Origin of the sequence: Pseudomonas sp. RL_15y_Pfl2_60, from assembly GCF_963970595.1 — a bacterium.
In the GTDB taxonomy this organism is placed as follows: Bacteria; Pseudomonadota; Gammaproteobacteria; order Pseudomonadales; family Pseudomonadaceae; genus Aquipseudomonas.
The window spans coordinates 545,058-570,403 of the sequence record NZ_CAXAOE010000002.1; the positions used below are offsets into that span (position 1 = coordinate 545,058).

Below are 25,346 nucleotides of genomic sequence, written 5' to 3' on the forward strand. Positions count from 1 at the left end.
ATGCTAACGATTTAGAGTTTAGGATAAGCACCGCAAATAGTTTGATTTAAAAAGCCCTATCGAAATCATAGAAAACTAATCCACAGACATGGAGCATGACACTCCGAACTCAATTCAGTACTCGCGTAATACTCATCTCCGCCCGCCGCCAGACTCAAATAGATTTGAGTCATGCTCCAATTACTTATCATTTTTAACCTTTAAATTTCATATACATTCTCCTCAAAACATATCCAGGGATGTGATGCACCCTATCCCAGCGAGCTGCATTACAAGTAAAACAGTCTTTAGACTCGCAAATATTGAACTTTTTATTTTTTGTTAATACATCACGCTCAATAGCATAGCATTCTTGAGCAGGAGCCATTATTGAATAAGCCCCCCCCACATACCCAGCGGCCAATACACCTTCATTAACATAATGCGCATAAAATTTATAGAAAGAGTTTGAACAAAGCCCTATATCTTTTCTTTTGAACAAGCATAAGTTATTTGAATCATCTGAGTAATATACACGTACAAAGCCAGCGAAAATATTTAGAGAAAACATTCCTAGATCACCCTCTGCAAGGTGAGCAGTTGTAAACCCAGGGCTACTTTTGACACACCCAACTAAAATATTTTTACCACTTAATTGAACAATCTTCCGTACAGGCTCATACGCTCCTGACATGTGGTCATGATCTTGCGTAAGATACTTTGAGTGTTTACCAATTGCGACATAGGAACACGTAGGATGCTTACTTCTACAGGCGTTATCTCTTTTCATCATTGCATTAGGAAGCGCACCTGCATAACTTTTTTTTGCTAAATCAAAAGCGTCATTTTTACGCGGCCTTTTAAATAAGTAACTATTAGTAAATGCAAGTGAGACCACAGTTCCTTCAGGACCTAAAACCTCTAATAATGCATCAATAAATGTATTCGCTCCACCTTCGATTCTCCCTACCGAACCTAAACCAGCACGAATAAGGATTGTATCTCCCTCTTTGAGCCCAATGCTTAAAAAATCTTGAATTAATCGAGCCTTATCAACTCTCGTCATTTTCTTAATTCACCTTTAGCTACTTTATATTGAAAATATGTATGTACCACATACAGAAAAGAGAAGGACAATGAAAAGAAAACTAAAGCCATTTTATATCCTTCAAAATACGTGTACCCAATATATAAGGACAAGAAAGATAATAAAAGTCGTACAATTTGCCAGACAAGATCAAAAAACTGCATATTCGCCAAAAGGACAGTTAGGCTTAGTGGCGAAGACATCGTTTGAAATATAACCATTACTGATATAATAGATGCAATTTCACCAGCCTCCCTCCAAGCCTCTCCGAAAACCAATGAAAATATATAAGGGCCGAAGAAAAAAAATGGAGTAACGAAAAACAACGAGATAAACAATAGCTTTATTAGCGTACTTACAAAAATAACACGACAGTTTCCTTCTTCCTCATATTGCCTAGCAGAAGCTTGTCGATATACATCCCCTAAAGCTCCTGCAATGAGTCCCATTGGAGCGATTAAAATGCGTTGCGCTAACGAATAAAAACCTACAATATGAGAACCAAAAAATGCACTCAATAAGAATAACGGTAAGTAGCTAGATGCCACATTAGCAAGCTGACCAAGAATCATGTACTTGGGAAAGTTTGAATGCTCTTTAGCTACTTTTGCTATATGTACTACGGACACATCGCTCAAACACTTACGATCCTCAGTATATACCTGCTGTGCTAATAAAGCCGAAGAAACTGCATGACCTGTAATCTGGCCAATGACTAGACCAGAAGCTCCTAAGCCCAAAAAGCCTGTACCAGTTTGCGTGGCTGCTACACCAGCACTTTGCAACCCTCGACTTAATGCCAAACGTTTAAAATGCGATTTTCGATTAATCCAGAAGTTTAAACTTTGGTACAAACCAGTAATCATGGTTGATACTGGCACCCAGTACAACCACGAAGATAGCTCAGGCACACCAAGTAACCTCGTGATATCGTCATTAAATAATGCAACAATGATCAACAAAAACACACTTACTGAAAAACTAAGCACAATTGCTAGAACTACAATATTTATAGCATCGCTATCTTTTTTGGGTAAAATTACTGCAAGCTCATACCTACCAGTAACAACAACAGATAATATAGACACTATCGCCATATAAAGAGCAAAAACACCGAAGTCTGTGGGCGAGTACAATCTAGTCAATATTGGACTGATGGCAATAGGGATAGCTTGGGCTACCCCTGTGCCAGTCATTAATATCAGGACATTGCGTGTATAAGTGCTTTTAGACAGCATTCTTTTAATCATATGCATTACATTTGCAACAAAAACTTATGATAATTCTCATGGTATTCCTACATAACAGAGCGAAAACCTGCCCTTAGGGCACTGGGCATATAAACTAATATTAATCTAGAAATACCGCATTCAACTCAAGCAGTTCAAGGTTCTAGGCGTCGCTGCTGATGGATCCAATCAACGATTTCACCATCAGGCTTGTATCCGCTAACAGTCTCACGCAGCAGTTGGCGGACGCGTCCATAATCATCAGCCGCAACCGAACTGACCAATTCGTTAAGTACTTGCCTGAAGTCATCCCATGCAAGATGTTCTTCACTGGCACGCATGATCATCGGGTGCTCGGTTGGACTTACGTTGTCACCAATCAATAGCTCTTCGTACAGCTTCTCACCTGGGCGCAACCCGGTGTACTCGATAGTGATATCGCCGTGAGGATTTTTCTCGGAACGGACGCTTAAGCCGCTCAAGTGAACCATCTTTTCTGCAAGATCAACGATCTTGACTGGATGGCCCATATCCAGGACAAACACATCACCGCCCAGCCCCATTGCCCCAGCCTGGATGACCAACTGGGCAGCTTCAGGAATGGTCATAAAATAACGGGTGATGTTCGGATGGGTCACGGTAATCGGCCCACCGTGTTTAATCTGCTCATGAAAGCGTGGGATAACAGACCCAGACGAGCCCAGCACATTACCAAAGCGAACCATGGTGAAGCGGGTCTTGTTGACGTGGTGAACCGTATCGTTATCGCCAAACAAAACCGGAGCAGACTCCTGGCTCAAGGCTTGCAAAACCATCTCTGCCAGACGCTTGGTGCTGCCCATGACATTGGTTGGGCGCACAGCCTTATCAGTCGAGATCAAAACAAAATGCTCAACACCGGCTTTAAGCGCCGCCTGGGCTGTATTAACCGAGCCGATGACGTTGTTTAGCACGCCTTCGGCAATATTGTGCTCGACCATAGGCACATGCTTGTAGGCAGCGGCGTGATAAACCGTATTGACCTTCCAAGTACGCATCACATCAAGTAAGCGCCCAGGATTACGGATCGAGCCCAAAATCGGGATCAGGTTCAAAGGCAGCGATTCGCGTGCAGCACGTTGCTCCAACTCTGTATGAATGCTGTATAGATTGAATTCACTGTGCTCAAACAAAATAAGCGTCGTCGGGCCGGTGGCGATAATCTGCCTGCAGAGCTCAGAACCAATCGAGCCCCCTGCCCCTGTAACCATTACAACCTGACCGCGAATACAGCGCTCAAACAGCGGCTTGCGTGGAGGCACAGTGTCACGGCCAAGCAAGTCTGCGATATCAACTTCCTGGACATCATCAACCTTCACCCGACCGCTCGCCAGGTCCATAAACCCCGGGACGCTGCGAACATGCAGCGGGAAGCCTTCAAGGTGCTCCAGGATTTCACGACGCCGAACCCGCGTCGCCGAAGGGATCGCCAGGAGGATCTCTTGCGCCCCAGTCTCATCGATCATTTGCTGGATGTGCTTGGGTTTATAAACCTTGATGCCAGAAATGATGCGCGTGGCGATATCACTGTCATCATCAATAAAGGCAACAGGCCGCATAGCGCGCCCCATACGCAAGGCTGCCACAAGCTGGTTACCTGCGGCACCGGCACCGTAAATGGCAACCCTGGGAAAGTTTTCATTCTTGTTGAAAAAAGGCACTTGCTGCGCGGCAACATACCAGTCGCCCATGAAATATTGGCGCATGACCAAGCGCAAGCCGCCGATCATCACAAGGCTCAGCCACCAGTAGTTGAAGACAACTGAGCGGGGAACCACTACAGGCGAAGCCTGGTACCAATAGACCGCGAGCGCCAGCAGTAGCGAGGAAATGCTGATCGCCTTGAAGATAGTGATCAGAGCGTCATTGCCGAAATAACGCATGACCGCACGGTACATACCGACTCGAGTAAAAACCGGGATCGCTATCAGCGGAGCTGTTATAAACAGCCATAAGTGCCCCGCGAGTGGGTTAATTGGGTTTTCGATACCCAACCTGACAGCAAAGGCCAACCAAAGCGCGCCCCAGACAAGGCAGATATCAACAGCAAGCTGTAATAAGCGCTTATAACGCCGTGGAAGCTTAAGCAGCCAGTTGCGTAGCGTGTTCATGATTTGGTGTCACTCCAAGCAACGTTTACACATATAAGCAGATGTGAATAGACATTTAAGAGACTTTGAGCTCCTGCGCCCCAGAATTAAACTTTACAGCTAAGAAAAGCAAAGGCGCATAAGCAAACAGTAAAGCATAAAATCCGCCTATAAAATTTAAAGCAACCAAAAGCGCAAGCGGAAATAACCAAAAAACATTTATAGCCGTAATACCTAAAGTCACGGGCAAGTGTCGCTTGAATTTTCGAGATGCATACTGGTAGCCATGACTACGATGAGCCTCATACACCTTGTCACCTCGCAAGAGACGCCTTAACAAAGTGAACGTTGCGTCTACGATGAACACGCCAAGTAAAATCAACCAACTCCAGAGTAACTCAGGCGCAATCCAGGACGCCTGAATTGATAAAATTGCTAAAGTGACACCCAGAAAACCGCTACCCGCATCACCCATGAAAATTTTAGCGGGGGGAAAATTCCAAAATAGAAAACCTGTCACAGCTGCAGCTAAAGCTAAGGGCACATATACATGGGAATTTTCGCCAAGACACCAATATATAATAGCCCCACCGATACAAACCGTAACAGCCTCAAGGCTAGCCAGCCCATCAATACCATCCATAAAATTATATAAATTTAGCATCCAAACCAAATAAATTACTGAAAGAATACTACTAAGCCAGCCACTACTTAGTGTTAGCCCTAGAATTGAAAGATCTGGCAACCCACCCACCCAGTAAATTGCCCATATTGAAACCAGCATATGAGCAAGTAGGCGCCAACGAGCAGCAATATGGCCATGATCATCAACGAACCCTATAAGTGCAACACAGGAACCTGTGACAAAAATGGCGAGAAAATCGGTTTGAATAAGAAGCCCACAAAAATACAGAACAGGAACGACTGTTAAAAAAACCAGAACAATAGCAACGCCACCTCCACGCGGGGTTGGAATAGAATGAGAGCTGCGTGCATTTGGAATATCAATAATATTTTTATTAAGTGCATAGGTACGCAAAAAATACGTCAAACAATAAGAACAAACGAGCGCGACAATGAAAATCAAAAATAGCATTAACGTTTCTCTCAACACAAACGTTTGGATTTATATGTAGCACCAATCTGCTCAAGCGACTGAACAGTAGCACCTTCCCCAGACCACCCTAGTAATTGATGAGCCTTTCCAGCGTCAATTTCTAAAGACCTGTAGAGCTGGACATACATAGAATGCCTCCCCACAAGAAGAGAACAAAGCTCAATGAGCTTAAGTGGTAACCAGAACTGGAAAGTTGAGCTTTTCATGCCACGTTTAAGCGCAGACACGATTGAAGATGTGCTAACACTTTGACCATCAGATATAAGAAACAATTGATTTTCAGCTGCCGGATGAACAGCTGACAGGGCAATAAAATCTACTAAATTTGAAAGTGAAACAATACTTCTTTTATTCTCAAGCCTCCCGGTTGGGATCGGCAAGCCTGTACTAACAAGCTTAAGTAATCGGGAAAAATTACCAGGCGCATTGACATCATAGACCAATGGGGGCCTGATGATGACTAACGCGATAGAAGATTCAAAAAAAATTGATTTAAGCGCACATTCAGCTTGATATTTAGATATCGCATACTCAGCAACAGGTGCGGGTATTGATGTTTCATTAAACGGGACACCATCCGTAAAAACTCCATTAACACCAATGGAGCTAATAAAAATAAACCGTTGAATATTACTTTCAAGACAAGACTTAGCCAACGCGGTCGTAAGATCAACATTGACTGTACGAAAGTCTGCCATGGAATTTGGTGACTTATCTGACATCATGTGAGCGCGACCAGCAAGATGTATTACACAGTCAACATTTACGAGGATGCTTTTTAGAAAAGCACTGTCATTAAGTTGACCAACGTGAGATATTAAACCGGGAACAGATGTTGTCATGCTTCGAGAAACGCCATGCACAACATGGCCTTGATCCAGAAGCAATCTACATAGTGCCTGACCGATAAAGCCAGTTGCACCTGTAACGAGAATATTCATTTTAAGCAATGTCCTTTCTAGCAGTAATGCGAGAATAGACCGAGACCAAAGCATAGCAAGAAAAATAATAGACGCTATCTATAAAACTCAACTTCAAATTGGCTCGATAATTATTCCACTGCCACAGTGCTGCCTTAAACTTATTACCTGACAATGAGTTATCTCTTACAAGATAGTTAGCCAAAGGTTTATCACTCGGCGTCAAAGATGCCGTACCGACAGTTTTGATAGCCTCTGCCCAAAACAAGTAATCTTCATGACCTGTATTCTTAAAGCGTAAAGCAGGCAACGCCGAGCGCAGGTACATGCCAGTCAAGTTGCCAATTTGATTTCTATAAAGCATATCTTTAAAACCAATATTTGCCTTGGGGTGTACAACGCCTAAGAATACACCGGCTTCAGAATACCGAGCATAAGAAGAATAAGTGATTTTAGCCTGATTTTTGCACATATACTTAACTTGTAGCGCAAGTTTATCCGGCAACCAGCAGTCGTCACTGTCTAAGAAGGCAACCAGGCCTCCTGTTGCCATATTCAAAGCAACATTACGCGTTTCAGCCACACCTAAATTTTTTGTATTTTTAACATAACGAATACGAAGATCCGAATTGGCGAATGTAGAGGCAACATCTGAACTACCGTCAGACGAACAATCATCAATTATTAATAACTCCCAGTCAGAATGAGTCTGTTTGAGCACAGACTCTACACTAGCCTTTACATAAGGAAGCGCATTATACATGGGCATAACAATGCTGACCTTCATTGGCTAGCCCCCTTAAGATTCGCCACATACTTTCTCTGATCTGGCGTTAAAAGCAAAATAATATATAAAACAATCAAGCCATTAGTAAGCACCGCAGTTAAAGGGCTACCATTAGACAAAAACATGACTTGAGGTATAAACATGGCAATTCGTTGAGAAAAACTGAACATTTTTGACAAAGCCTCATACACCAAGCCAAATAAAACAAAAACAAATAACAGTAAAAGAGCTCCTAACATTCCAAAATTTGAGTATCCGTCTGCCAATAGATTCGCATTGGCTCTATCACCTTCTTTAAAAAATAGGCTTCCAATTAAAAACGCTGGGGACTCAGAGTAATTATACTCGACAATTCCTTTTAAAAAGCTGTGCCCCCAATAAGCAAATGTATGATGAGAAAAGAAATCATAATAGAGATAATTCAATACTGAAGGAGCTAACACCATCCTATCAAGAGAGAAAAGTGATAACAAAGCACGGCCCACATAGAAATCAACGGCAAAAATAGCTAAAGAACCACTCAAGATAGTTACAACCATTACCCATGCCTTAATACCTTTATTCAAAATAAACAAACAGCCCAACATAATAATCAAAGACAATATTATTGATTTATGACCGGCCACCATATAGGAAATCAAATAACAAGTTACACCTAAAGTGAAATAACTAAAGCGCCGTCTAGACCAACCGTAAACTATGGCATAAGGAGCTAGACTGCCGCCCACAACACCAATCAAGTAGCGCATAATAGTATCGGCATTATCTCGAAACTCATGACGCAATTCATATACATCATTCACACCAACAAGCTTGAACTCCCCCGTATAAACAAAAACACTGTAAAAAACAAAGAAAGCCAGCCCACCAATCACAATGATGAAATTAAGTTGGGCTTTACCGGAAAAATTAGATAGAACTAAATCTGGAATTCGGACCCAAGAACAAATAGACAATGCAAAAGACATTAACGAAACTAAAAAAATATAAAACCAGTCAACACTGCCAAACACTACATAATGAAGCGGGATCGAAGGCCCAAGCACAATCAAATAAAACAATAAAAACAAAAAAGCAGAACTTGTTTTAATAAATGAATCAAACAGCAAGATAGGAAATGCCGAAACCAATATCAAAAGAGCAACAACTGGCCACTCCCACTCACCAATCGAAAGTGCGAAATATGTATGGTACGGGTATAAAATAATTGAATAACCTACAGCAAAAAATACCAGAAACCCAATATAAAGAAGGTAGCAGGCTAACGCTCTTATTATCTGATTAGTCAGCACAATAAACTCTACAATAGTTCGGCATAAATAGCGGTTAGCTTTGTGGATTGGGTTCCCCAATTATAACTACTCATAACAGCTGCACGCCCTCTTTGCCCCATTAATGCAGCTTCAGCAGGGTTATCCACTAAATACTTCATACCTGCATAAATCGCTTCAGCAGATTCAGGGTCCACCAATACTCCGCAGTTTACAGTCGCAATGATATCCCGCCACGCAGGAAAATCAGAAGCAATAATAGGAACTCCAGCAGCCATATATTCAAAGAGTTTATTAGGTTGTGACGCTAGATGATTATTAGCAGGCAAGAACGTAACGACTCCAGCGACACAATCCGAAAAAATATTTTTGAGCTCATGTCGACCAACCTGCCCCACGTAATTGACATTTGACCATCCATCTAGTTGCTTTACTTCAGATAGCAGTTCAAGAGGTGAAAACTCACCAGCCAAACACAAGGTCATACTAGATTTATGATTATTTGAAGCAAAGGAATTAATTAATGGAACAATCCCTCTAATCCGAGTAATGGCACCAACATAAACAAACTTATTATTAATAGATACATTCTTGTTGGCAACCTGATTGTAAAATTCAAACTCTTCGAGCATAGGAAAATTTTCAATCAAAACTGTTTTATCCTGATTAAATTTTCTATATATCGAAGGCGTAGCAGCAATGACTTTCCAAAAAAACAGAACAGACAATTTTTCAAACAAACTGAAACATTTTGAGATGAAGGGTCTAACTATTTTTGGCAACCAATATTTATCAAGGATGTCTAGCGGTACATCCTCATGTACGTCGTATATTATTTTAATGCCGAAAATTGACATCAATATAGCTAAAGGTGTCAATTCAGGGTCATGTATATGAACGACCTTAGGTCGAATATTAAAAAGTTTAAGTGCAACGGCAAACTGTATAAGAAAAACTCGGCCTAACCGGCCGAACGGTGCTTTACCGCAGTCAATAATGTTATAAAGTTCTCTTTGTTCATCACCCTTTCCGTCCGCTACCAGCACGGATAAATCAACCGCTTCCATTCCTCCAATCGCTGGACATTCTTTATGGAATACCCGCGTATCATTCCGATTGTGGACAGTTGTTAAAACAACAGCCTTGTAAGAAGCGCTCATTTTCGTTACCTAATTTAAAAATTACACTAATGCCGATGCAATACGCTGGGAAGCCATCCCTGCACCATACATTTCACCTATATCAGGTATATTTTTTGCAAACATATACTGTGCAAACTCAATGATTCGTTCTCGATCAGCACCAGATAATTTATTTACCCCAAGCTCGACCAACTCAGTCCACTCTGTTTCATCTCGCATTGTCACACAAGATTTATTAAAAAAGAACGCCTCCTTCTGAACACCACCACTATCGGTCAGTACTAGCGCACAGTTTGAAAGCAACCACACCATTTGAATATAGCCTACTGGCTTAATCAAATGACAATTTAAACTTAAATTATTTCTCTTAAGCGCACTTGCAGTTCTAGGGTGTAATGGGACAACTACCGGGGCAATTGAAGCATGTAAATAGTTGATAGCAGCAACAATACTTTCTAGCCTACCGACATCATCCGTATTCTCTGCACGATGAAAGGTCGCCAAAATAAAATCACCCTTAACATCCAACTCTTCAGGCTTAACAGCGGCATTTTTAAACTGAATGGCCGCATCCAGCATTACATCGCCGACCTCAGAAATTAAAACATCCCTGTTATAAAATCCTTCTCTACGTAAATTTTCAATTGCACCGGCAGTTGGACAGAATAGCCGAGAACTAACGTTATCCGTTAGTATCCTGTTGATCTCTTCAGGCATTGCCATATTATAACTGCGCAACCCAGCTTCGACATGCGAGACTGGTATATGCAATTTTGAAGCAGCTATTGCCCCTGCTAAAGTACTATCAGTGTCTCCATACACTAAAAGAGAGTCAGGTTTCTCAATTAGAAGCAACTCTTCAATTTTCTCAATCATCCGCCCCGTATTTTGCCCATGTGACCCACCACCTATGGCCAGGTTATAGTCTGGTTGCGAAATACTCAGGTCTGCAAAAAAAACATCTGACATATTTGAATCATAATGCTGCCCCGTATGTATCAAAACTTCCTGCACATTGCAATCCGTATTTTTAAGCGCCAACGAGACTGTGGCTGCTTTAACAAACTGTGGTCTAGCACCGACAACTGTACAAATCTTCATATTTATACCCATTACATTACAAATATCTGAAAAAACTAGATTTTAATGATGATCGCCATTAACGAATAGCACACTCTAATATGCTTTGAGATACATGATAGGTATTCGATTATCTTACATACTAATTTAAATTGAGGCCTTCAATGCATCGATAACGATCTGTTGATCGGTTTCACTGATATAAGGATGCATGGGTAGGCTAAGAACCTGCTCAGCTGCTGAATCACCTATAGGCAAAGACTTTGTCAGGTCAGCTACTGCAGGCTGTTTATTAAGGGGCAACGGATAGTGGATGGCCGTTGGTATTCCACGCTCACTTAGCTGTTGTTGTACTGCACTTCTATTCGCTAACGAGACCGTATATTGAGCAAAAACACTCGTATTATGTTGCTCAACAAAAGGAGTAAGCCCTGTCAATTCAAGCTCATTGATTCTTTGACTGTAAAAACTTGCAGCTTTATTGCGAAGAATAATTTCTTCAGAAAAAATCTGTAATTTAGGCAGTAATATAGCAGCTTGCAGCGTATCTAATCGGCTATTCACGCCAACTCGCACGTGATGATAGCGACGCGCCTGACCATGGCGAGCTATCTGTCTAATTATGGTGGCAAGCTCATCATCGTTCGTAAAAATTGCCCCACCATCGCCGTAACAGCCTAAGGGTTTACTTGGAAAAAAACTTGTGCATGCAATTGTAGTTAGGCTACAGGAACGGCGCCCCTTATAGGTTGCACCAAAGCTTTGCGCTGCATCTTCAATGACAGGCAAGTTATATTTTGCAGCAATTGCATTAATCGCATCAAAATCAGCACATTGACCGTACAGTGAAACCGGGATGATAGCCTTTGTTTTTGGAGTTATTGCTGCTTCGATTAGCAATGGATCAAGATTGTACGTTCTCGGATCAATATCTACATAGACGGGTTTCGCACCTAGTAAAGCAACAGTCTCAGCGGTTGCTATATAAGTAAACCCTGGAGTGATAACCTCATCCCCCGGTCCTATATCAAGAGCCATTTGTGCGATCTGTAAGGCATCGGTACCGTTAGCGCATGTAATGCAATATTTAGCCCCCACAAAGGCCGCAAGCTGTTCCTCTAGCTCATCAACTTCAGGCCCAAGGATGTACTTACCGTGAGCGAGTACACGCTGAATACCAGCATCGATCTCCTGCTTGATGCGGACTTGCTGAGTTTTAAGGTCAATGAACTCGATCATTTATTGCAATCCACTTTACTCAATTTTTTTCCCACTAAGACGTATCGACAACCCGTGTGGATGCACGCAACATCACCCTTTCCGCTCAGCGGCAAGGCCAATTGTTCACCAAACTCACTCATCCACCCGATCTGACGCGCAGGAACACCAACCATCAAGGCGTAGTCAGGTACGTCTTTGTTAACCACCGCGCCGGCACCAACAAATGCAAACTGACCAATTGTCACACCGCAGACGATAGTACAATTTGCACCGAGGGTTGCGCCTTTCTTGACCAAGGTGTCACGATACTGATCCTTACGTTCAACCAGTGAGCGCGGATTGTACACATTGGTAAAAACCATACTCGGACCGCAAAAGACTCCGTCCTCTAATGTGACATTATCGTAAACCGATACGTTGTTCTGTATCTTGCATTTATCGCCTATAACAACTTGGTTCCCAACGAATACATTTTGACCTAGAGACACGCCCTTCCCGATACGAGCACCGCCACATACATGCACAAAATGCCAAATACGTGAGCCATCTCCGATTTCAGCGCCATCATCAATGATCGCACTCGGGTGTTGATAAAACTCCATTACGCGCTCCAATACAGTGCAGCCTCAATTACTATGATCCGAACGTCCCAACAGAAGGGCATTTCATTGCCAACGTATTTTATCCTGGCAAAAGATCTATCAACGTTTACCTAACTGAAGGACAAATGGATGCGCCTCATTAGCATTGGCTGGAGCAGGTGTTGCTGCACGGATAGTTTGCACTGTTTCAACACAATGCCGCGCATCTTTTATTCCGTAACCACGGCCAGCTAGAATTTCCTGATAACTAGTAGTATGCAAATCTGTGAAGCCCTCAGAGAATTCCATCTCCTCGCCATTCACTGTAATCGAGCGATAAGTCGGTTTATTTCCTTTAACTGACGCAGGCAGGTCGTTAGCATCAATTGACAAGAACCAACGTACTCGCGCACGTTTGTATTCAAGGTAGCCGGCTGACTTCGTCTCGGATACGTAGTGAACAACATTCTTCTCTAGAGCACCAAAGATGAAGTGCAACATGTCAAAAAAATGTACACCAATATTTGTTGCAATTCCAAATGACTTTCTTGGATCACCTTTCCAGCTTTCCAAATACCACTTACCACGTGAGGTGATATATGTGAGCTCTACATCAAATTTGTTATCCGTACTATCGGCAGCGACTTTATCTTTCAGATCTAAAATTGATTTATGGTGGCGCAACTGCAAAATATTGTAGACTTTTTTTCCTGTCTCTTTCTCTACCCGCTCCAACTCATCCAGGATATCAGTCGTAGGTACAAGCGGCTTTTCACATATCACATCGCACCCTAGCTTTAGACCTGCGACTATATGAGAGTGATGCAAATAATTTGGAGAACAGATGGACACATAATCCAGGGCACTTACAGGGTCACGCTGCAATCGCCATGCATGCTCCATGAACTGTTCAAACTCAGTAAAAAACTCACTTTCAGGGGATATGCTATCGATTATCCCGACTGAGTCATTTATATCATAGGCAACCGACAACGCGTTCCCTGTGTCTTTAATTGCACGCATATGACGAGGTGCGATATATCCAGCAGCACCAACTAAAGCAAATTTTTTCATACAGCCGCCCTAACTAAATTCTCGACACTAAGCCTTGATAACATTTTCTAAACGGGACCGATACTTACCACGGCTATCAACAATCAAACGACCATGTTTTGCGATTAATTCATAATCGAATTTCTCATGATCAGTTGCTAATATAATTGCATCGAAACTAGCAATATTCTCAGCCGTAAGTTTCTCGCTTGAAAGATTAAAATTATGCTCTCGCATTTTAGGAAAAACAGGAACATGCGGGTCACTGTAAGCAACTGCACAACCTTTAGCTTCAAGCAGCTCCATAATTTCCACTGATGGAGACTCACGCATATCATCAACATTTTTCTTGTATGCGATGCCTAGAACTAGGACCTTGCTTCCTTTCAGTGGTTTGCCTGAATCATTCAACCCATCAACCAATTTACTCACGACATATTCAGGCATCGCCTGGTTCACTTCGCCAGAAAGCTCGATAAAGCGAGTGTGCAGACCGTATTCACGTGCTTTCCAAGTTAAGTAAAATGGATCAATCGGTATACAATGGCCACCCAAACCTGGGCCAGGGTAATAAGCAGTAAATCCAAATGGCTTTGTCGCTGCGGCATCTACAACTTCAAAAATATCAATCCCCATTCGGTCTGCCACGACCTTCATCTCGTTAACCAAGCCGATATTTACAGCTCGGTGTATATTCTCTAAAAGCTTTGTCATCTCAGCAGCTTTAGTCGAGCTAACAGATACTACCTTGTCTATTGCTTGCTCATACAGAGCAATCCCAACCTCAAGGCAAGACTCCGTATGACCACCAATAACTTTAGGAATTGTTCGGGTTTCGAAATCAGGATTACCTGGATCTTCTCGCTCAGGTGAATAAACAAGGAAAATATCCTTTCCGACCTTCAAACCTCCCTCTTCTACACGAGGCAATAGCTCTTCTTCGGTAGTACCTGGATATGTAGTGCTTTCCAGTGAGACGATCTGACCTTCACGCAAAAATGGCTTTATCGCATCGGATGTATTAGTCACATAACTCATATCTGGTTCGCGATACTTGTTTAAAGGTGTCGGAACACAGAGAATTAATGCATCACACTCGCTTGAGCGAGAAAAATCAGCCGTCGATTCAAAACCATTGCTCAATGCTTTTTTAATTGAACTAGACGGGATGTGTTCAATATAACTTTCTCCAACATTGAGCTTATCAATTTTACCCTGATCGATATCAATACCCAAGACCTTGTAGCCGATGGAGTTAAACCGCAACATCAGGGGTAGCCCAACATACCCAAGCCCAACAATCCCAATAATGGCTTGTTTTGTTTTAAACTTCTCTACAGCTGACTGTTTTACGACTGACATTGCATCTCCAGACTAAATAATCTTATTTAAACTTAACAGTAAAACCATACCGACTTAGGCATTACGTACTTTCGAATAGTTGATCATAAAAACTCTTACTAAAGCCAAGGCTCCACCAACAATAAGCCCAAGTATCAGCCCAATAATAACTACTAGCATTTTCTTCGGTGCAATCGGTGTTTCCGGCACCAGCGCAGGGCTATCAAAAGTAAATACAGACACATTGTCTGGATTCACGTCGATCTTCTGCAGGAAATCCATTTGGTTTTCGATGCCGCGCAACTCAGCGATAAATGGGTCGTCGTTGGTTCGTTTTTCCAGTACGGCCAGCTCTGCTTTGACGGCTTTGGCGCCGCGCATATACATCAGGTTGCCATCCATAAACTCGGCGAAGTCGCCGTCTGATGAGGTTTTACCTGGCGTCACTTGTGGGGAGTCATAGCCTACGGCATCGGCTACGATCAATGCCTCTTGCAGGCGTGCAATTCTATCTTCACGTCTTTTTTCAGCGGTGGCACGCAGTGCATCCATCTGCCGGGAAAGGGATTGGGCCTTGGTGCCAATCTCTGTCAGTTGGTTGGTACGCATCCCCTCTTCCGACTTGTCTGCAGCCATTTTCACGTACTTGTTGGCCCACTCAGCCACGACCTCAGGCTGTTTGCCTTCGACTTTTACAACAAAGTAGTCAGGGTTGTTTTTTGCATCAGGTGCTTGGACATTGAAATCCGAGTTGAAACGATCCCACAACCTGTCTTTCGCAGCCCCTGCATCTTCTGCAGGCAAACTGGGCAAATAAACTTCATCAAAGAACTGGCGCTTCAATGAACCGGATAGCAGGTTGCGTTTGTAAACGCCGTAGACGTCTTCAACGGTAAATTCGCTGAGCTTTGCCTCACTGCGACCCAGGTTGTAGCCAGAAATATCACTGAGACGAGGTGGCATCACCCCTGCGGAGGCTTGGTAGGTGGGAGTACTTAGGAATGCATAAGCTGCAGCAAGAGCAGTAATGAGTACCGTGCAGCCAATAATTAGCCACTTTTGCAGCCAGAGTTGTTTAACCAGCTCAACTAAATCGATCTCATCAGAGGTGTGAGATTGTTCAGCAGTCATTCTTTGATTCACAGAAGCTCCCGTTTTTGTCATTGCCCATCATGAGCATGAAGGTCTGCACCTCCTGCTACATAGCATGTGTTATGCGCTATACCTTGGCTGCAAGGCTATATGGCGATCCAACTAGCTTAGACGCTCGTTTCTTACGCAAATTCCATTTCCCGACATAAACCCAGGAGTTTTTTACTGACGATAGATCCCTGCTACAAACAACGCCCCTGCCAAAGACAAAAACGTGCGCAGTTTAACGTTTTAGATAAGCAGCTTGCCACTACAACAAACAGCTAAATCATTGATTGATTAAGCCATTTGCTTGGCGGAGTAGGAACAGGATCAGTCGTCCTCGTTCACCCGATCACGCAGCTCTTTGCCTGGCTTGAAGTGCGGAACGAACTTGCCGTCGAGACTAACGGACTGTCCTGTCTTAGGGTTGCGGCCCACGCGTGGTGCGCGGAAGTGCAGCGAGAAGCTGCCAAAGCCGCGAATCTCAATACGATCGCCTGAGGATAAGGCACTCGACATTTGTTCAAGCATTGTTTTAATTGCCAGCTCGACATCCTTGGATGAGAGTTGGCCTTGATGGGTCACGATCCTTTCGATCAATTCCGACTTGGTCATAATTTTCCCTTCGTTTTCAAGCGGCTAGATCACTCGATAGAATGGTTTTAGCATGCTCCCAAGCTTTTGAACAGCCTCTAGAAACGCTTCCATGCTGTTGATTCCATTCATAACCCGCTATTGCAGCGGCAAACAACCGTTCCAGACCGTTGTGATCCTTACCCGTAGGGTGTGACAACGCGAAGCTTGTCCACCAGAGCTCGAGCCTCAAGCAAATACCCGGAGTAATCTCAGCATCAATGGTGGAAGGGTGAAGTGTCTTCCACCCTACCAACGCGCACAAAAAAGGGAGCCCGAAGGCTCCCTTTTTCTTTGGAAAACCTGAACTTAGTTCTGGTTTTCCATTTGTGCGCGGATCAGATCACCAATGGTGGTCGGACCAGCAGGAGCAGCTTCGTCCTGCTTGGTGCGCATTTCTTTGATTGCTTCTTTTTCGTCTTCAACGTCTTTCGACTTGATCGACAAGCTAATTACGCGGCTCTTACGATCAACGCTGATGATCTTGGCTTCAACTTCTTCGCCTTCTTTCAGAACGTTGCGCGCGTCTTCAACGCGGTCACGGCTGATTTCAGAGGCTTTCAGTGTAGCTTCGATGCCGTCAGCCAGGGTGATTACAGCGCCCTTAGCGTCAACTTCTTTAACGGTACCGGTCACGATTGTGCCTTTATCGTTAATGGCAACGTAGTCGGAGAACGGATCTTCTTCCAGTTGCTTGATGCCCAGGGAGATGCGCTCACGCTCTGGATCAACAGACAGGATGACGGTTTCGAGCTCGTCGCCCTTCTTGAAGCGACGTACGGCTTCTTCGCCGACTTCGTTCCAGGAGATGTCTGACAGGTGAACCAGGCCGTCGATGCCGCCGTCCAGACCAATGAAGATACCGAAATCGGTGATCGACTTGATGGTGCCGGAGATCTTGTCACCCTTGTTGAACTGACCCGAGAAATCTTCCCATGGGTTAGTTTTGCACTGCTTGATGCCGAGGGAGATACGACGACGCTCTTCGTCGATATCGAGAACCATAACTTCCACTTCATCGCCAACCTGAACGACTTTAGATGGGTGGATGTTTTTGTTGGTCCAATCCATTTCGGATACGTGCACCAGGCCTTCCACGCCTTCTTCCAGCTCTGCGAAGCAGCCGTAGTCGGTCAGGTTGGTTACGCGTGCAACAACGCGAGTGCTTTCTGGGTAACGCGCTTTGATAGCAACCCATGGGTCTTCGCCCAGTTGCTTCAGGCCCAGCGATACGCGGTTACGCTCGCGATCGTACTTCAGAACCTTAACGTCGATTTCGTCACCAACGTTGACGATCTCGGAAGGATGCTTGATGCGCTTCCAAGCCATGTCTGTGATGTGCAGCAGGCCGTCGACACCGCCCAGATCCACGAACGCGCCGTAGTCGGTGAGGTTCTTGACGATACCTTTAACTTGCTGGCCTTCCTGCAGAGATTCGAGCAGAGCTTCGCGCTCAGCACTGTTCTCAGCTTCGAGGACGCTACGACGAGAAACAACAACGTTGTTGCGCTTCTGGTCCAGCTTGATGACCTTGAATTCCAGCTCTTTGCCTTCCAGGTGAGTGGTATCACGCACTGGACGAACATCGACCAAAGAACCTGGCAGGAACGCACGGATGCCGTTAACGTCGACAGTGAAGCCGCCTTTAACCTTACCGTTGATAACGCCCGTAACCACTTCTTCAGCGGCGAAAGCTGCTTCCAGAACAATCCAGCACTCAGCGCGCTTGGCTTTTTCGCGGGACAGCTTGGTTTCACCGAAGCCATCTTCAACCGCGTCCAGCGCAACGTGGACTTCGTCACCGACCTTGATGGTCAGCTCGCCTTGTTCATTGAAGAACTGCTCGAGCGGGATGACGCCCTCTGACTTCAGACCGGCATGAACAGTGACCCAGTCACCGTCAATGTCGACTACGATACCGGTAATGATGGCGCCCGGTTGCATGTCGAGGGTTTTTAGGCTTTCTTCAAAAAGTTCCGCGAAGCTTTCGCTCATGTTGATTCCTGTTGATTCAGGGCAGTTAATCTGCCCAAACCACACTCCAGACAATGTGGGTACGTTCATATAAAAAGAGGCTTGCAAGACTAGGACTGGTCTCTTGCATGCCTCCCTGGCGAACTATCGGCTCATGCCGCAGCTCTATTAACCAGCGAGATCGCGAATGGCGACCTCGCTGAGAATTCGTTCAAACACCTGCTCGATGGAAAGTTCGGTCGAATCCAGCTGGATTGCATCGGCTGCCGGCTTGAGCGGGGCTACCGTGCGCTGGGTATCGCGCTCATCGCGCTCGCGAATCTCATCAAGTAGACTCGCAAGATTAACATCATCGCCCTTCGCCTTCAACTGCAAGTAACGCCTGCGCGCGCGCTCTTCTGCACTGGCGGTCAGAAACACCTTCAACGGTGCATCCGGAAACACCACGGTGCCCATGTCACGACCGTCCGCAACCAGGCCCGGAAACTCCTGAAACGCCCGCTGGCGTTGCAGCAAGGCTTCGCGCACCGCTGGCAAGGCCGCGACCTGTGAAGCCCCGGCGCCGACTTGCTCGTTACGGATGGCGTCAGTGACTTCTTCACCCTCAAGGATGATGCGCTGCCCTTTGCCGTCGGGGTTGGCGATAAATTGCACATCCAGATGCGCCGCCAGCATGGTTACTGACGCTTCATTGGTGATATCAACCCCGTGATTGCGTGCGGAAAATGCCAACAAACGATAGAGGGCGCCTGAGTCCAGCAGGCCCCACCCTAGTTTTTGCGCCACCAAACAGGCAATCGTGCCCTTCCCTGAACCGCTTGGCCCGTCGATTGCGATTACTGGCGCAGCATTCATCACTTGTCCTCCTCGCCAACCTGCATCCCAACCTGTGCGGCCAGCGCCAGGAAGTTTGGAAATGAAGTGGCGACGTTTGCGCAGTCATGGATACGGATTGGCGCACCGGCGCGCAGCGAGGCCACACTAAAGGCCATGGCAATACGGTGATCGCCGTGGGCATGCACTTCACCGCCGCCCATAGCGCCGCCTTCGATGATGATGCCGTCTGGCGTTGGCTCGGCGCTGACGCCCAACTCGATCAAGCCGTCAGCCATCACTTGAATGCGATCGGATTCTTTTACCCGCAGCTCTTCAGCTCCGCGCAACACGGTACGGCCTTCGGCACAGGCAGCCGCGACGAACAATACCGGGAATTCATCAATCGCCAGCGGCACCAGGTCCTCTGGAATATTGATGCCCTTGAGTTTAGCTGAACGCACGCGAATATCTGCGACTGGCTCGCCGCCAACCTCGCGCTCATTCTCAAGGCTGATATCACCGCCCATCAACCTGAGGATATCGATTACGCCGGTGCGCGTCGGATTGACGCCAACATGTTCAAGCAGCAGGTCAGAGCCTTCGGCAATGCTGGCCGCAACCAGGAAGAATGCGGCGGACGAGATATCCGCAGGCACTTCAATATGCGTGCCTTTGAGGGTGTGACCCGACTCAACCGTCGCCGAGTTTCCTTCGACCGTTACCGGATAACCAAAGCCGCGCAGCATGCGCTCGGTATGGTCACGCGTTGGCGCTGGCTCGATAACAGTGGTGGAACCCGCAGCATAGAGACCTGCAAGCAACAAGCAGGATTTGACCTGGGCACTGGCCATTGGCATTTCATAGGTCATGCCGCCCAAGCGACCACCTGCACGCACGGTCAATGGCGGACGCCCTTCAGCGGCCGTCTCGATAATCGCACCCATGGCGCGCAATGGCTTGGCCACACGGTTCATCGGACGCTTGTTAAGCGAGGCATCACCGGTCAGCGTGACATCGAACGGCTGCGCCGCCAGCAAACCACTGAGCAAACGCATCGAAGTGCCCGAGTTACCGACATAGATCGGGCCAGGCGGCGCCTTGAGACCACGCAGGCCGACGCCATGAATGGTCACGCGGCCATGGTGCGGGCCTTCAATCACAACGCCCATGTCGCGAAATGCCTGCAATGTTGCGAGCGCATCTTCGCCTTCGAGGAAACCTTCGACTTCAGTAATGCCTTCGGCAATCGAACCGAGCATGATCGAGCGATGGGAGATGGATTTATCGCCCGGTACGCGAATTTTGCCAGTGACCTTGCCACCGGGATTAGCCAGAAAAATCAGATCATTCGTGTGCATAGCATCCACATAAGCCCTGCGGGCTAAAATTTTGCTGAAGTGTTCGCGGGCAACGCGGGCGCGCGTAAAGACGCCCAGCAGCTGATGCCCATCCCCTGCATCGACCGCGGCGCGAAGTGCGTCGAGATCGCTGCGAAATACGTCCAGGTTCTGCAATACCGCTTCGCGATTGGCCAGAAAGATATCGTGCCACATCACCGGATCACTGCCCGCGATACGGGTAAAGTCACGAAAACCGCCGGCAGCGTAACGGAAAATCTCCAGGTTCTCACTGCGTTTAGCCAGCGAGTCGACCAAACCAAACGCCAGCAAATGCGGCAGATGGCTGGTGGCGGCCAACACCTGATCATGATGCTCGACCTGCATGTGCTCGACATCGGCGCCAAGCTGTCGCCACAACTGATCGACCAACTGCAGGGCTTGCGGATCGGTGCCTTGCTGCGGCGTCAAAATCACTTTGTGCTGGCGAAACAGCTCTGCATTAGCGGCCTCAACACCACTCTGCTCCGAACCTGCAATCGGATGCCCCGGCACAAAACGAGCAGGCATTGTGCCAAACGCAAGACTGGCGGCACGCACCACATTACCCTTGGCGCTGCCCACATCGGTCAGCACCGCATTACCCAAATCAAGCTTGGCCAACTCACCGAGCACACGCTCCATGGCCAGAATCGGCACCGCCAACTGGATCACATCGGCGCCTTGGCAAGCGAGCGCCAATTGCTCCTCGCAACGGTCAACCACACCCAAGGCAACAGCGGTTTCCCGCGATTGCGGATCAAGATCAACGCCAACCACCTCACCGCAAACGCCGCGCTCACGCAAACCCTTGGCAAAGGAGCCACCAATCAAGCCCAGCCCCACGACCACCAGGCGGCCGATCATAGGGGCAGAGGATTGCGCAGAAGTTACAGGCGCCTCAGTTGCAGCAGATTTAACCTCGCTCACGCGCCAAGCACCTTACGCAATGCAGCGAGGAAGCGGCTGTTCTCTTCAGGCAGGCCAATGGATACGCGCAGATAGGTTGGCATGCCGTAGTTGGCCGTTGGCCGCACGATAACGCCTTCGCTGAGCAATGCCTGGTTGATTGGCCCTGCATCACGCGCCAGATCGACCGCGATAAAATTGCCTTTCGAGGGAATCCAGTTCAGACCGAGCTCACGGAAACCCGCCTCAAGCTGGGCCATGCCGTCATCATTGACCTTGCGGCTTTGCGCCAGATACTCAAGATCGTCGAACGCGGCGCACGCTGCGGCCTGGGCCAGGCTGTTAACGTTGAAAGGCTGGCGTACGCGATTCAATATATCCGCCACTTGCGCGCTGCTGATGCCGTAACCAACACGCAGCGCCGCCAAGCCATAAGCCTTGGAGAAGGTGCGCGACACCAACAAGTTCGGGTACTGGCTCAGGTAGTTAAGGCCGTCCGGCAGTTCACTGCCGTGTGCATATTCGATATAGGCCTCATCCAGCACCACCAACACGGATTCGGGCACCTTGGCCAGGAACTCAGCCAAGGCGTGCGGGCCAAACCAGGTGCCAGTCGGATTGTTCGGGTTGGCAATGAACACCACGCGGGTCTGCTCATTGATCGCCTTGGCCATGGCTTCAAGGTCGTGGCCGAAGTCCTTGGCCGGGACGATATTGCACTGCGCACCCACCGCTTGTGTCGCGATTGGGTACACCGCGAAGGCGTGTTCACTGAATACCGCATTAAGCCCAGGCGCCAGGTAAGCGCGGGCGACCAGCTCAAGAATGTCGTTGGAACCATTGCCCAGCGTCACTTGCTGGGTCTGGACGCCGCAGCGCTGCGCCAACAAACTCTTTAGCGAGAAACCATTGCCGTCCGGATAGCGGGTCAACTCTGACAGCTCGGCGCGAATGGCCTCCAGCGCTTTAGGGCTGGGGCCAAGCGGGTTCTCGTTGCTGGCCAGCTTAACGATATTGGCCGGATCAAGCCCCAGCTCACGCGCCAACTCATCAACCGGCTTGCCAGGTACATAGGGCGACAGCTTTTGCACGCCTGGCTGCGCCAGCGCGAGGAAATCACAACTCATTGCTTGCCTCGTTAAATCCGGAAAACTCATTTGTTGAATATTCGGTGCCACTGATCCCGAATGCAAAACACCAACCGTAGGGTGTGACAACGCGAAGCTTGTCCACCATAACCGCACTGCGCCCTGGTGGATGGAAAAGCGCCATCCACCCTACAGGGCATCAGAGAACGGCTTTGGGGTATGAGCCCAGCACTTTGAGCGCGACAGCTTCCTGATTGATTTTTTCCAGCACATCCTTGATCAACGGATCGCGGTGATGACCGACAAAATCGATGAAGAACACGTACGTCCACTTACCGCTGCGCGAAGGCCGCGTCTCAATACGCGTCAGGTCGATGCCGTTGTGGTGGAACGGCACCAGCAACTCATGCAAGGCGCCCGGCTTGTTGCTCATGGAGATAATGACCGAGGTCTTGTCATCCCCTGTCGGCGGCACTTCCTGGCTGCCGATAATCAAGAAGCGCGTCGAGTTGTCCGGACGGTCCTCGATTTTCTCAGCCAGCTTGGTCAAGCCATACAAGCTCGCCGCCATGTCACCAGCGATTGCTGCCGAATTCCACTCGCTTTTCACGCGCTTGGCTGCATCGGCATTGCTTGAAACAGCAATACGCTCAACATTCGGGAAGTGCGCATCCAGCCACTTGCGGCACTGGGCCAATGACTGGGCGTGGGAATAAATGCGAGTGATCTTATCGGTCTTGGTCGACTCACCCACCAGCAGGTGATGGTGAATACGCAGCTCAACCTCGCCACAGATCACCATGTCGTGCTCAAGGAAACTGTCCAAGGTGTGGTTAATCGCGCCTTCAGTCGAGTTCTCGACCGGCACCACGCCAAAGTTCACTGCGCCGGCAGCCACTTCACGGAACACTTCGTCGATCGCTGCCATCGGCACGCTGATCACCGCGTGACCGAAATGCTTCATCGCCGCCGCTTGCGAGAAGGTGCCTTCAGGGCCGAGGTAAGCCACTTTCAGTGGGTTCTCAAGCGCCAGGCACGAGGACATGATTTCACGGAACAGGCGGGCCATTTCTTCATTGCCCAGTGGCCCGGCATTGCGGTCCATGATGCGCTTGAGAACTTGCGCCTCACGCTCAGGGCGATAAAAAACCGGCTTCTCGCCTTCCGGCAACGCAGCCATTTTGACCCGCGCGACTTCTTCAGCGCAGCGGGCGCGATCGCTGATCAGCTCAAGGATTTTCTCATCCAGGCTGTCAATGCGCAGGCGCAGCGCCTTTAATTCTTGCTCGGAAATTTGATCCGACATTAACCGTGCTCCTTCTCGAACTCAGCCATGTAGGCAACCAATGCCTGCACCGCATCAAGACCAACTGCGTTATAGATGGAAGCACGCATGCCGCCAACCGAACGGTGGCCCTTGAGGTTCAACAAACCGCGCGCATCAGCGCCGGCCAAAAATGGCTTGTCTAGGCGATCATCAGCCAGACGGAACGGTACATTCATCCACGAACGCGAATTAGGCGTAATCGGATTGCTGTACAGCTCGCTGCTATCAATGGCGCCGTAGAGCAGATCTTTCTTGGCCCGGTTGCGTGTTTCCATCGCCGCAACGCCACCCTGCTCCTTGAGCCACTCAAAAACCAGACCCGACAGGTACCAGGAAAAGGTCGCCGGGGTGTTGTACATCGAGCCATTGTCGGCTGCGACCTTGTAATTGAGCATGGTTGGACAGACACTGCGCGCGCGACCCAGCAGGTCTTCACGCACAATCACCACCACCAAACCGCTCGGGCCGATGTTTTTCTGCGCACCCGCGTAGATCAGGCCGAACTTGGAGACATCCAGCTCGCGCGAGAGAATGTCCGAAGACATATCAGCCACCAGCGGCACGTCACCCACTTGCGGAATCCAGTCAAACTGCAGGCCGCCAATGGTTTCGTTGCTGGCGTAATGCACATAGGCGGCATTTTTCGACAGCTGCCATTCGTTCTGACCCGGAATCGCAAAGTAGTCGTAGGGCTTGGCACTGGCGGCGACATTGATGTTGCCATAGCGCTTGGCTTCTTCGATGCTTTTCTTCGACCAGATGCCGGTGTCGATGTAGTCAGCCACACCGTCTTCGGGCAGCAGGTTCAGGGCGATCTCAGCGAACTGCTGGCTGGCACCACCCTGTAGAAACAGAACTTTGTAATTCGAGGGAATGGACAACAGGTCACGCAGATCCTGCTCGGCTTTCTCGGCGATTGCAGTGTATTCATCGCTGCGATGGCTCATTTCCATCACTGACAGGCCTTTACCTTGCCAGTCGAGGAGTTCAGCCTGGGCACGTTGCAGAACAGCTTCGGGAAGCGCGGCTGGGCCGGCGCAGAAGTTAAAGGCTCGCTTGCTCACATCCACTCTCTCAAAAAATGGACGCTGGCCCTAAGCCAGCGTCTGATCAAACGCCACAGACAACAAAGCCTGCCGAAGCAGGCTTGTT

Annotated in this window: 21 protein-coding genes; all 21 read right to left on the reverse strand. The window is 47.6% G+C overall.

Translation table 11 applies throughout. The features are described 5' to 3' along the window. Positions 1-193 precede the first annotated feature (193 nt). Entirely contained in the window at positions 194-1,045 is an 852-nt protein-coding gene (locus tag AACY26_RS07620) for an AAC(3) family N-acetyltransferase (RefSeq protein WP_339512606.1), read from the reverse strand. Next, the gene (locus AACY26_RS07625; protein WP_339512608.1) at positions 1,042-2,322 is read right to left on the reverse strand and encodes a lipopolysaccharide biosynthesis protein; all 1,281 of its coding nucleotides are present in this window, start codon (positions 2,320-2,322) and stop codon (positions 1,042-1,044) included. Before AACY26_RS07625 ends, AACY26_RS07620 begins: the two co-directional genes overlap by 4 nt. Before the next feature lie 128 nt (positions 2,323-2,450). Further along, on the reverse strand, positions 2,451-4,445 hold the full coding sequence (locus AACY26_RS07630) for a polysaccharide biosynthesis protein (protein ID WP_445261286.1): 1,995 nt from the start codon (positions 4,443-4,445) through the stop codon (positions 2,451-2,453). Positions 4,446-4,500: 55 nt separating this feature from the next. After that, complete coding sequence (locus tag AACY26_RS07635; RefSeq protein WP_339512610.1) at positions 4,501-5,520, reverse strand: MraY family glycosyltransferase; 1,020 nt, start codon at positions 5,518-5,520, stop codon at positions 4,501-4,503. Positions 5,521-5,531: 11 nt separating this feature from the next. Continuing rightward, complete coding sequence (locus tag AACY26_RS07640) at positions 5,532-6,482, reverse strand: NAD-dependent epimerase/dehydratase family protein (protein ID WP_339512612.1); 951 nt, start codon at positions 6,480-6,482, stop codon at positions 5,532-5,534. A 1-nt stretch (position 6,483) separates the two neighbouring features. Then, entirely contained in the window at positions 6,484-7,248 is a 765-nt protein-coding gene (locus tag AACY26_RS07645) for a glycosyltransferase family 2 protein (protein WP_339512614.1), read from the reverse strand. Then, the gene (locus AACY26_RS07650) at positions 7,245-8,540 is read right to left on the reverse strand and encodes a hypothetical protein (RefSeq protein ID WP_339512616.1); all 1,296 of its coding nucleotides are present in this window, start codon (positions 8,538-8,540) and stop codon (positions 7,245-7,247) included. Before AACY26_RS07650 ends, AACY26_RS07645 begins: the two co-directional genes overlap by 4 nt. Positions 8,541-8,548: 8 nt before the next feature. Then, the gene (locus AACY26_RS07655; RefSeq protein ID WP_339512618.1) at positions 8,549-9,679 is read right to left on the reverse strand and encodes a glycosyltransferase family 4 protein; all 1,131 of its coding nucleotides are present in this window, start codon (positions 9,677-9,679) and stop codon (positions 8,549-8,551) included. Positions 9,680-9,700: 21 nt separating this feature from the next. Beyond that, positions 9,701-10,762 (reverse strand): non-hydrolyzing UDP-N-acetylglucosamine 2-epimerase, encoded by a 1,062-nt coding sequence (gene wecB / locus AACY26_RS07660; RefSeq protein WP_339512620.1) that lies wholly within the window; start codon positions 10,760-10,762, stop codon positions 9,701-9,703. Positions 10,763-10,888: 126 nt separating this feature from the next. After that, a complete protein-coding gene (locus AACY26_RS07665) occupies positions 10,889-11,980 on the reverse strand; it encodes a DegT/DnrJ/EryC1/StrS family aminotransferase (protein WP_339512622.1) in 1,092 nt (363 codons plus the stop codon). After that, the gene (gene wbpD, locus AACY26_RS07670; protein WP_339512624.1) at positions 11,977-12,564 is read right to left on the reverse strand and encodes a UDP-2-acetamido-3-amino-2,3-dideoxy-D-glucuronate N-acetyltransferase; all 588 of its coding nucleotides are present in this window, start codon (positions 12,562-12,564) and stop codon (positions 11,977-11,979) included. The genes AACY26_RS07665 and wbpD overlap by 4 nt, the downstream gene beginning before the upstream one ends. A 99-nt stretch (positions 12,565-12,663) precedes the next feature. Further along, complete coding sequence (locus AACY26_RS07675) at positions 12,664-13,617, reverse strand: Gfo/Idh/MocA family oxidoreductase (protein WP_339512626.1); 954 nt, start codon at positions 13,615-13,617, stop codon at positions 12,664-12,666. A 27-nt stretch (positions 13,618-13,644) separates the two neighbouring features. Next, complete coding sequence (wbpA, locus tag AACY26_RS07680; protein WP_339512628.1) at positions 13,645-14,958, reverse strand: UDP-N-acetyl-D-glucosamine 6-dehydrogenase; 1,314 nt, start codon at positions 14,956-14,958, stop codon at positions 13,645-13,647. 54 nt (positions 14,959-15,012) lie between these two features. Then, positions 15,013-16,068 carry an LPS O-antigen chain length determinant protein WzzB gene (locus AACY26_RS07685; RefSeq protein ID WP_339512630.1) on the reverse strand — a complete coding sequence of 352 codons (1,056 nt, stop codon included), beginning with the start codon at positions 16,066-16,068 and terminating at the stop codon, positions 15,013-15,015. A 333-nt stretch (positions 16,069-16,401) separates the two neighbouring features. Beyond that, the gene (gene ihfB / locus AACY26_RS07690) at positions 16,402-16,686 is read right to left on the reverse strand and encodes an integration host factor subunit beta (RefSeq protein ID WP_010483292.1); all 285 of its coding nucleotides are present in this window, start codon (positions 16,684-16,686) and stop codon (positions 16,402-16,404) included. A 327-nt stretch (positions 16,687-17,013) separates the two neighbouring features. Then, entirely contained in the window at positions 17,014-18,699 is a 1,686-nt protein-coding gene (gene rpsA / locus AACY26_RS07695; protein WP_339512633.1) for a 30S ribosomal protein S1, read from the reverse strand. A gap of 147 nt (positions 18,700-18,846) precedes the next feature. Next, a complete protein-coding gene (cmk, locus tag AACY26_RS07700) occupies positions 18,847-19,533 on the reverse strand; it encodes a (d)CMP kinase (protein WP_339512634.1) in 687 nt (228 codons plus the stop codon). Continuing rightward, positions 19,533-21,737, reverse strand: a complete 2,205-nt coding sequence (locus AACY26_RS07705; protein ID WP_339513120.1) for a bifunctional prephenate dehydrogenase/3-phosphoshikimate 1-carboxyvinyltransferase — start codon at positions 21,735-21,737, stop codon at positions 19,533-19,535. The genes cmk and AACY26_RS07705 overlap by 1 nt, the downstream gene beginning before the upstream one ends. 59 nt (positions 21,738-21,796) lie before the next feature. Then, positions 21,797-22,906 carry a histidinol-phosphate transaminase gene (gene hisC, locus AACY26_RS07710; protein WP_339512636.1) on the reverse strand — a complete coding sequence of 370 codons (1,110 nt, stop codon included), beginning with the start codon at positions 22,904-22,906 and terminating at the stop codon, positions 21,797-21,799. A 160-nt stretch (positions 22,907-23,066) separates the two neighbouring features. Beyond that, positions 23,067-24,173 carry a prephenate dehydratase gene (pheA, locus tag AACY26_RS07715; protein ID WP_339512638.1) on the reverse strand — a complete coding sequence of 369 codons (1,107 nt, stop codon included), beginning with the start codon at positions 24,171-24,173 and terminating at the stop codon, positions 23,067-23,069. After that, entirely contained in the window at positions 24,173-25,258 is a 1,086-nt protein-coding gene (gene serC / locus AACY26_RS07720; RefSeq protein WP_339512640.1) for a 3-phosphoserine/phosphohydroxythreonine transaminase, read from the reverse strand. The genes pheA and serC overlap by 1 nt, the downstream gene beginning before the upstream one ends. Between the last annotated feature and the right edge of the window lie 88 nt (positions 25,259-25,346).

Coding starts and splice junctions, on each gene's coding strand:
- AACY26_RS07620 (WP_339512606.1), bottom strand. CDS start 1,045: ATGACGAGAGTTGATAAGGCTCGATTAATTCAAGATTTTTTAAGCATT.
- AACY26_RS07625 (WP_339512608.1), bottom strand. CDS start 2,322: ATGCATATGATTAAAAGAATGCTGTCTAAAAGCACTTATACACGCAAT.
- AACY26_RS07630 (WP_445261286.1), bottom strand. CDS start 4,445: ATGAACACGCTACGCAACTGGCTGCTTAAGCTTCCACGGCGTTATAAG.
- AACY26_RS07635 (WP_339512610.1), bottom strand. CDS start 5,520: ATGCTATTTTTGATTTTCATTGTCGCGCTCGTTTGTTCTTATTGTTTG.
- AACY26_RS07640 (WP_339512612.1), bottom strand. CDS start 6,482: ATGAATATTCTCGTTACAGGTGCAACTGGCTTTATCGGTCAGGCACTA.
- AACY26_RS07645 (WP_339512614.1), bottom strand. CDS start 7,248: ATGAAGGTCAGCATTGTTATGCCCATGTATAATGCGCTTCCTTATGTA.
- AACY26_RS07655 (WP_339512618.1), bottom strand. CDS start 9,679: ATGAGCGCTTCTTACAAGGCTGTTGTTTTAACAACTGTCCACAATCGG.
- wecB (WP_339512620.1), bottom strand. CDS start 10,762: ATGAAGATTTGTACAGTTGTCGGTGCTAGACCACAGTTTGTTAAAGCA.
- AACY26_RS07665 (WP_339512622.1), bottom strand. CDS start 11,980: ATGATCGAGTTCATTGACCTTAAAACTCAGCAAGTCCGCATCAAGCAG.
- wbpD (WP_339512624.1), bottom strand. CDS start 12,564: ATGGAGTTTTATCAACACCCGAGTGCGATCATTGATGATGGCGCTGAA.
- AACY26_RS07675 (WP_339512626.1), bottom strand. CDS start 13,617: ATGAAAAAATTTGCTTTAGTTGGTGCTGCTGGATATATCGCACCTCGT.
- wbpA (WP_339512628.1), bottom strand. CDS start 14,958: ATGTCAGTCGTAAAACAGTCAGCTGTAGAGAAGTTTAAAACAAAACAA.
- AACY26_RS07685 (WP_339512630.1), bottom strand. CDS start 16,068: ATGACTGCTGAACAATCTCACACCTCTGATGAGATCGATTTAGTTGAG.
- ihfB (WP_010483292.1), bottom strand. CDS start 16,686: ATGACCAAGTCGGAATTGATCGAAAGGATCGTGACCCATCAAGGCCAA.
- rpsA (WP_339512633.1), bottom strand. CDS start 18,699: ATGAGCGAAAGCTTCGCGGAACTTTTTGAAGAAAGCCTAAAAACCCTC.
- cmk (WP_339512634.1), bottom strand. CDS start 19,533: ATGAATGCTGCGCCAGTAATCGCAATCGACGGGCCAAGCGGTTCAGGG.
- AACY26_RS07705 (WP_339513120.1), bottom strand. CDS start 21,737: ATGATCGGCCGCCTGGTGGTCGTGGGGCTGGGCTTGATTGGTGGCTCC.
- hisC (WP_339512636.1), bottom strand. CDS start 22,906: ATGAGTTGTGATTTCCTCGCGCTGGCGCAGCCAGGCGTGCAAAAGCTG.
- pheA (WP_339512638.1), bottom strand. CDS start 24,173: ATGTCGGATCAAATTTCCGAGCAAGAATTAAAGGCGCTGCGCCTGCGC.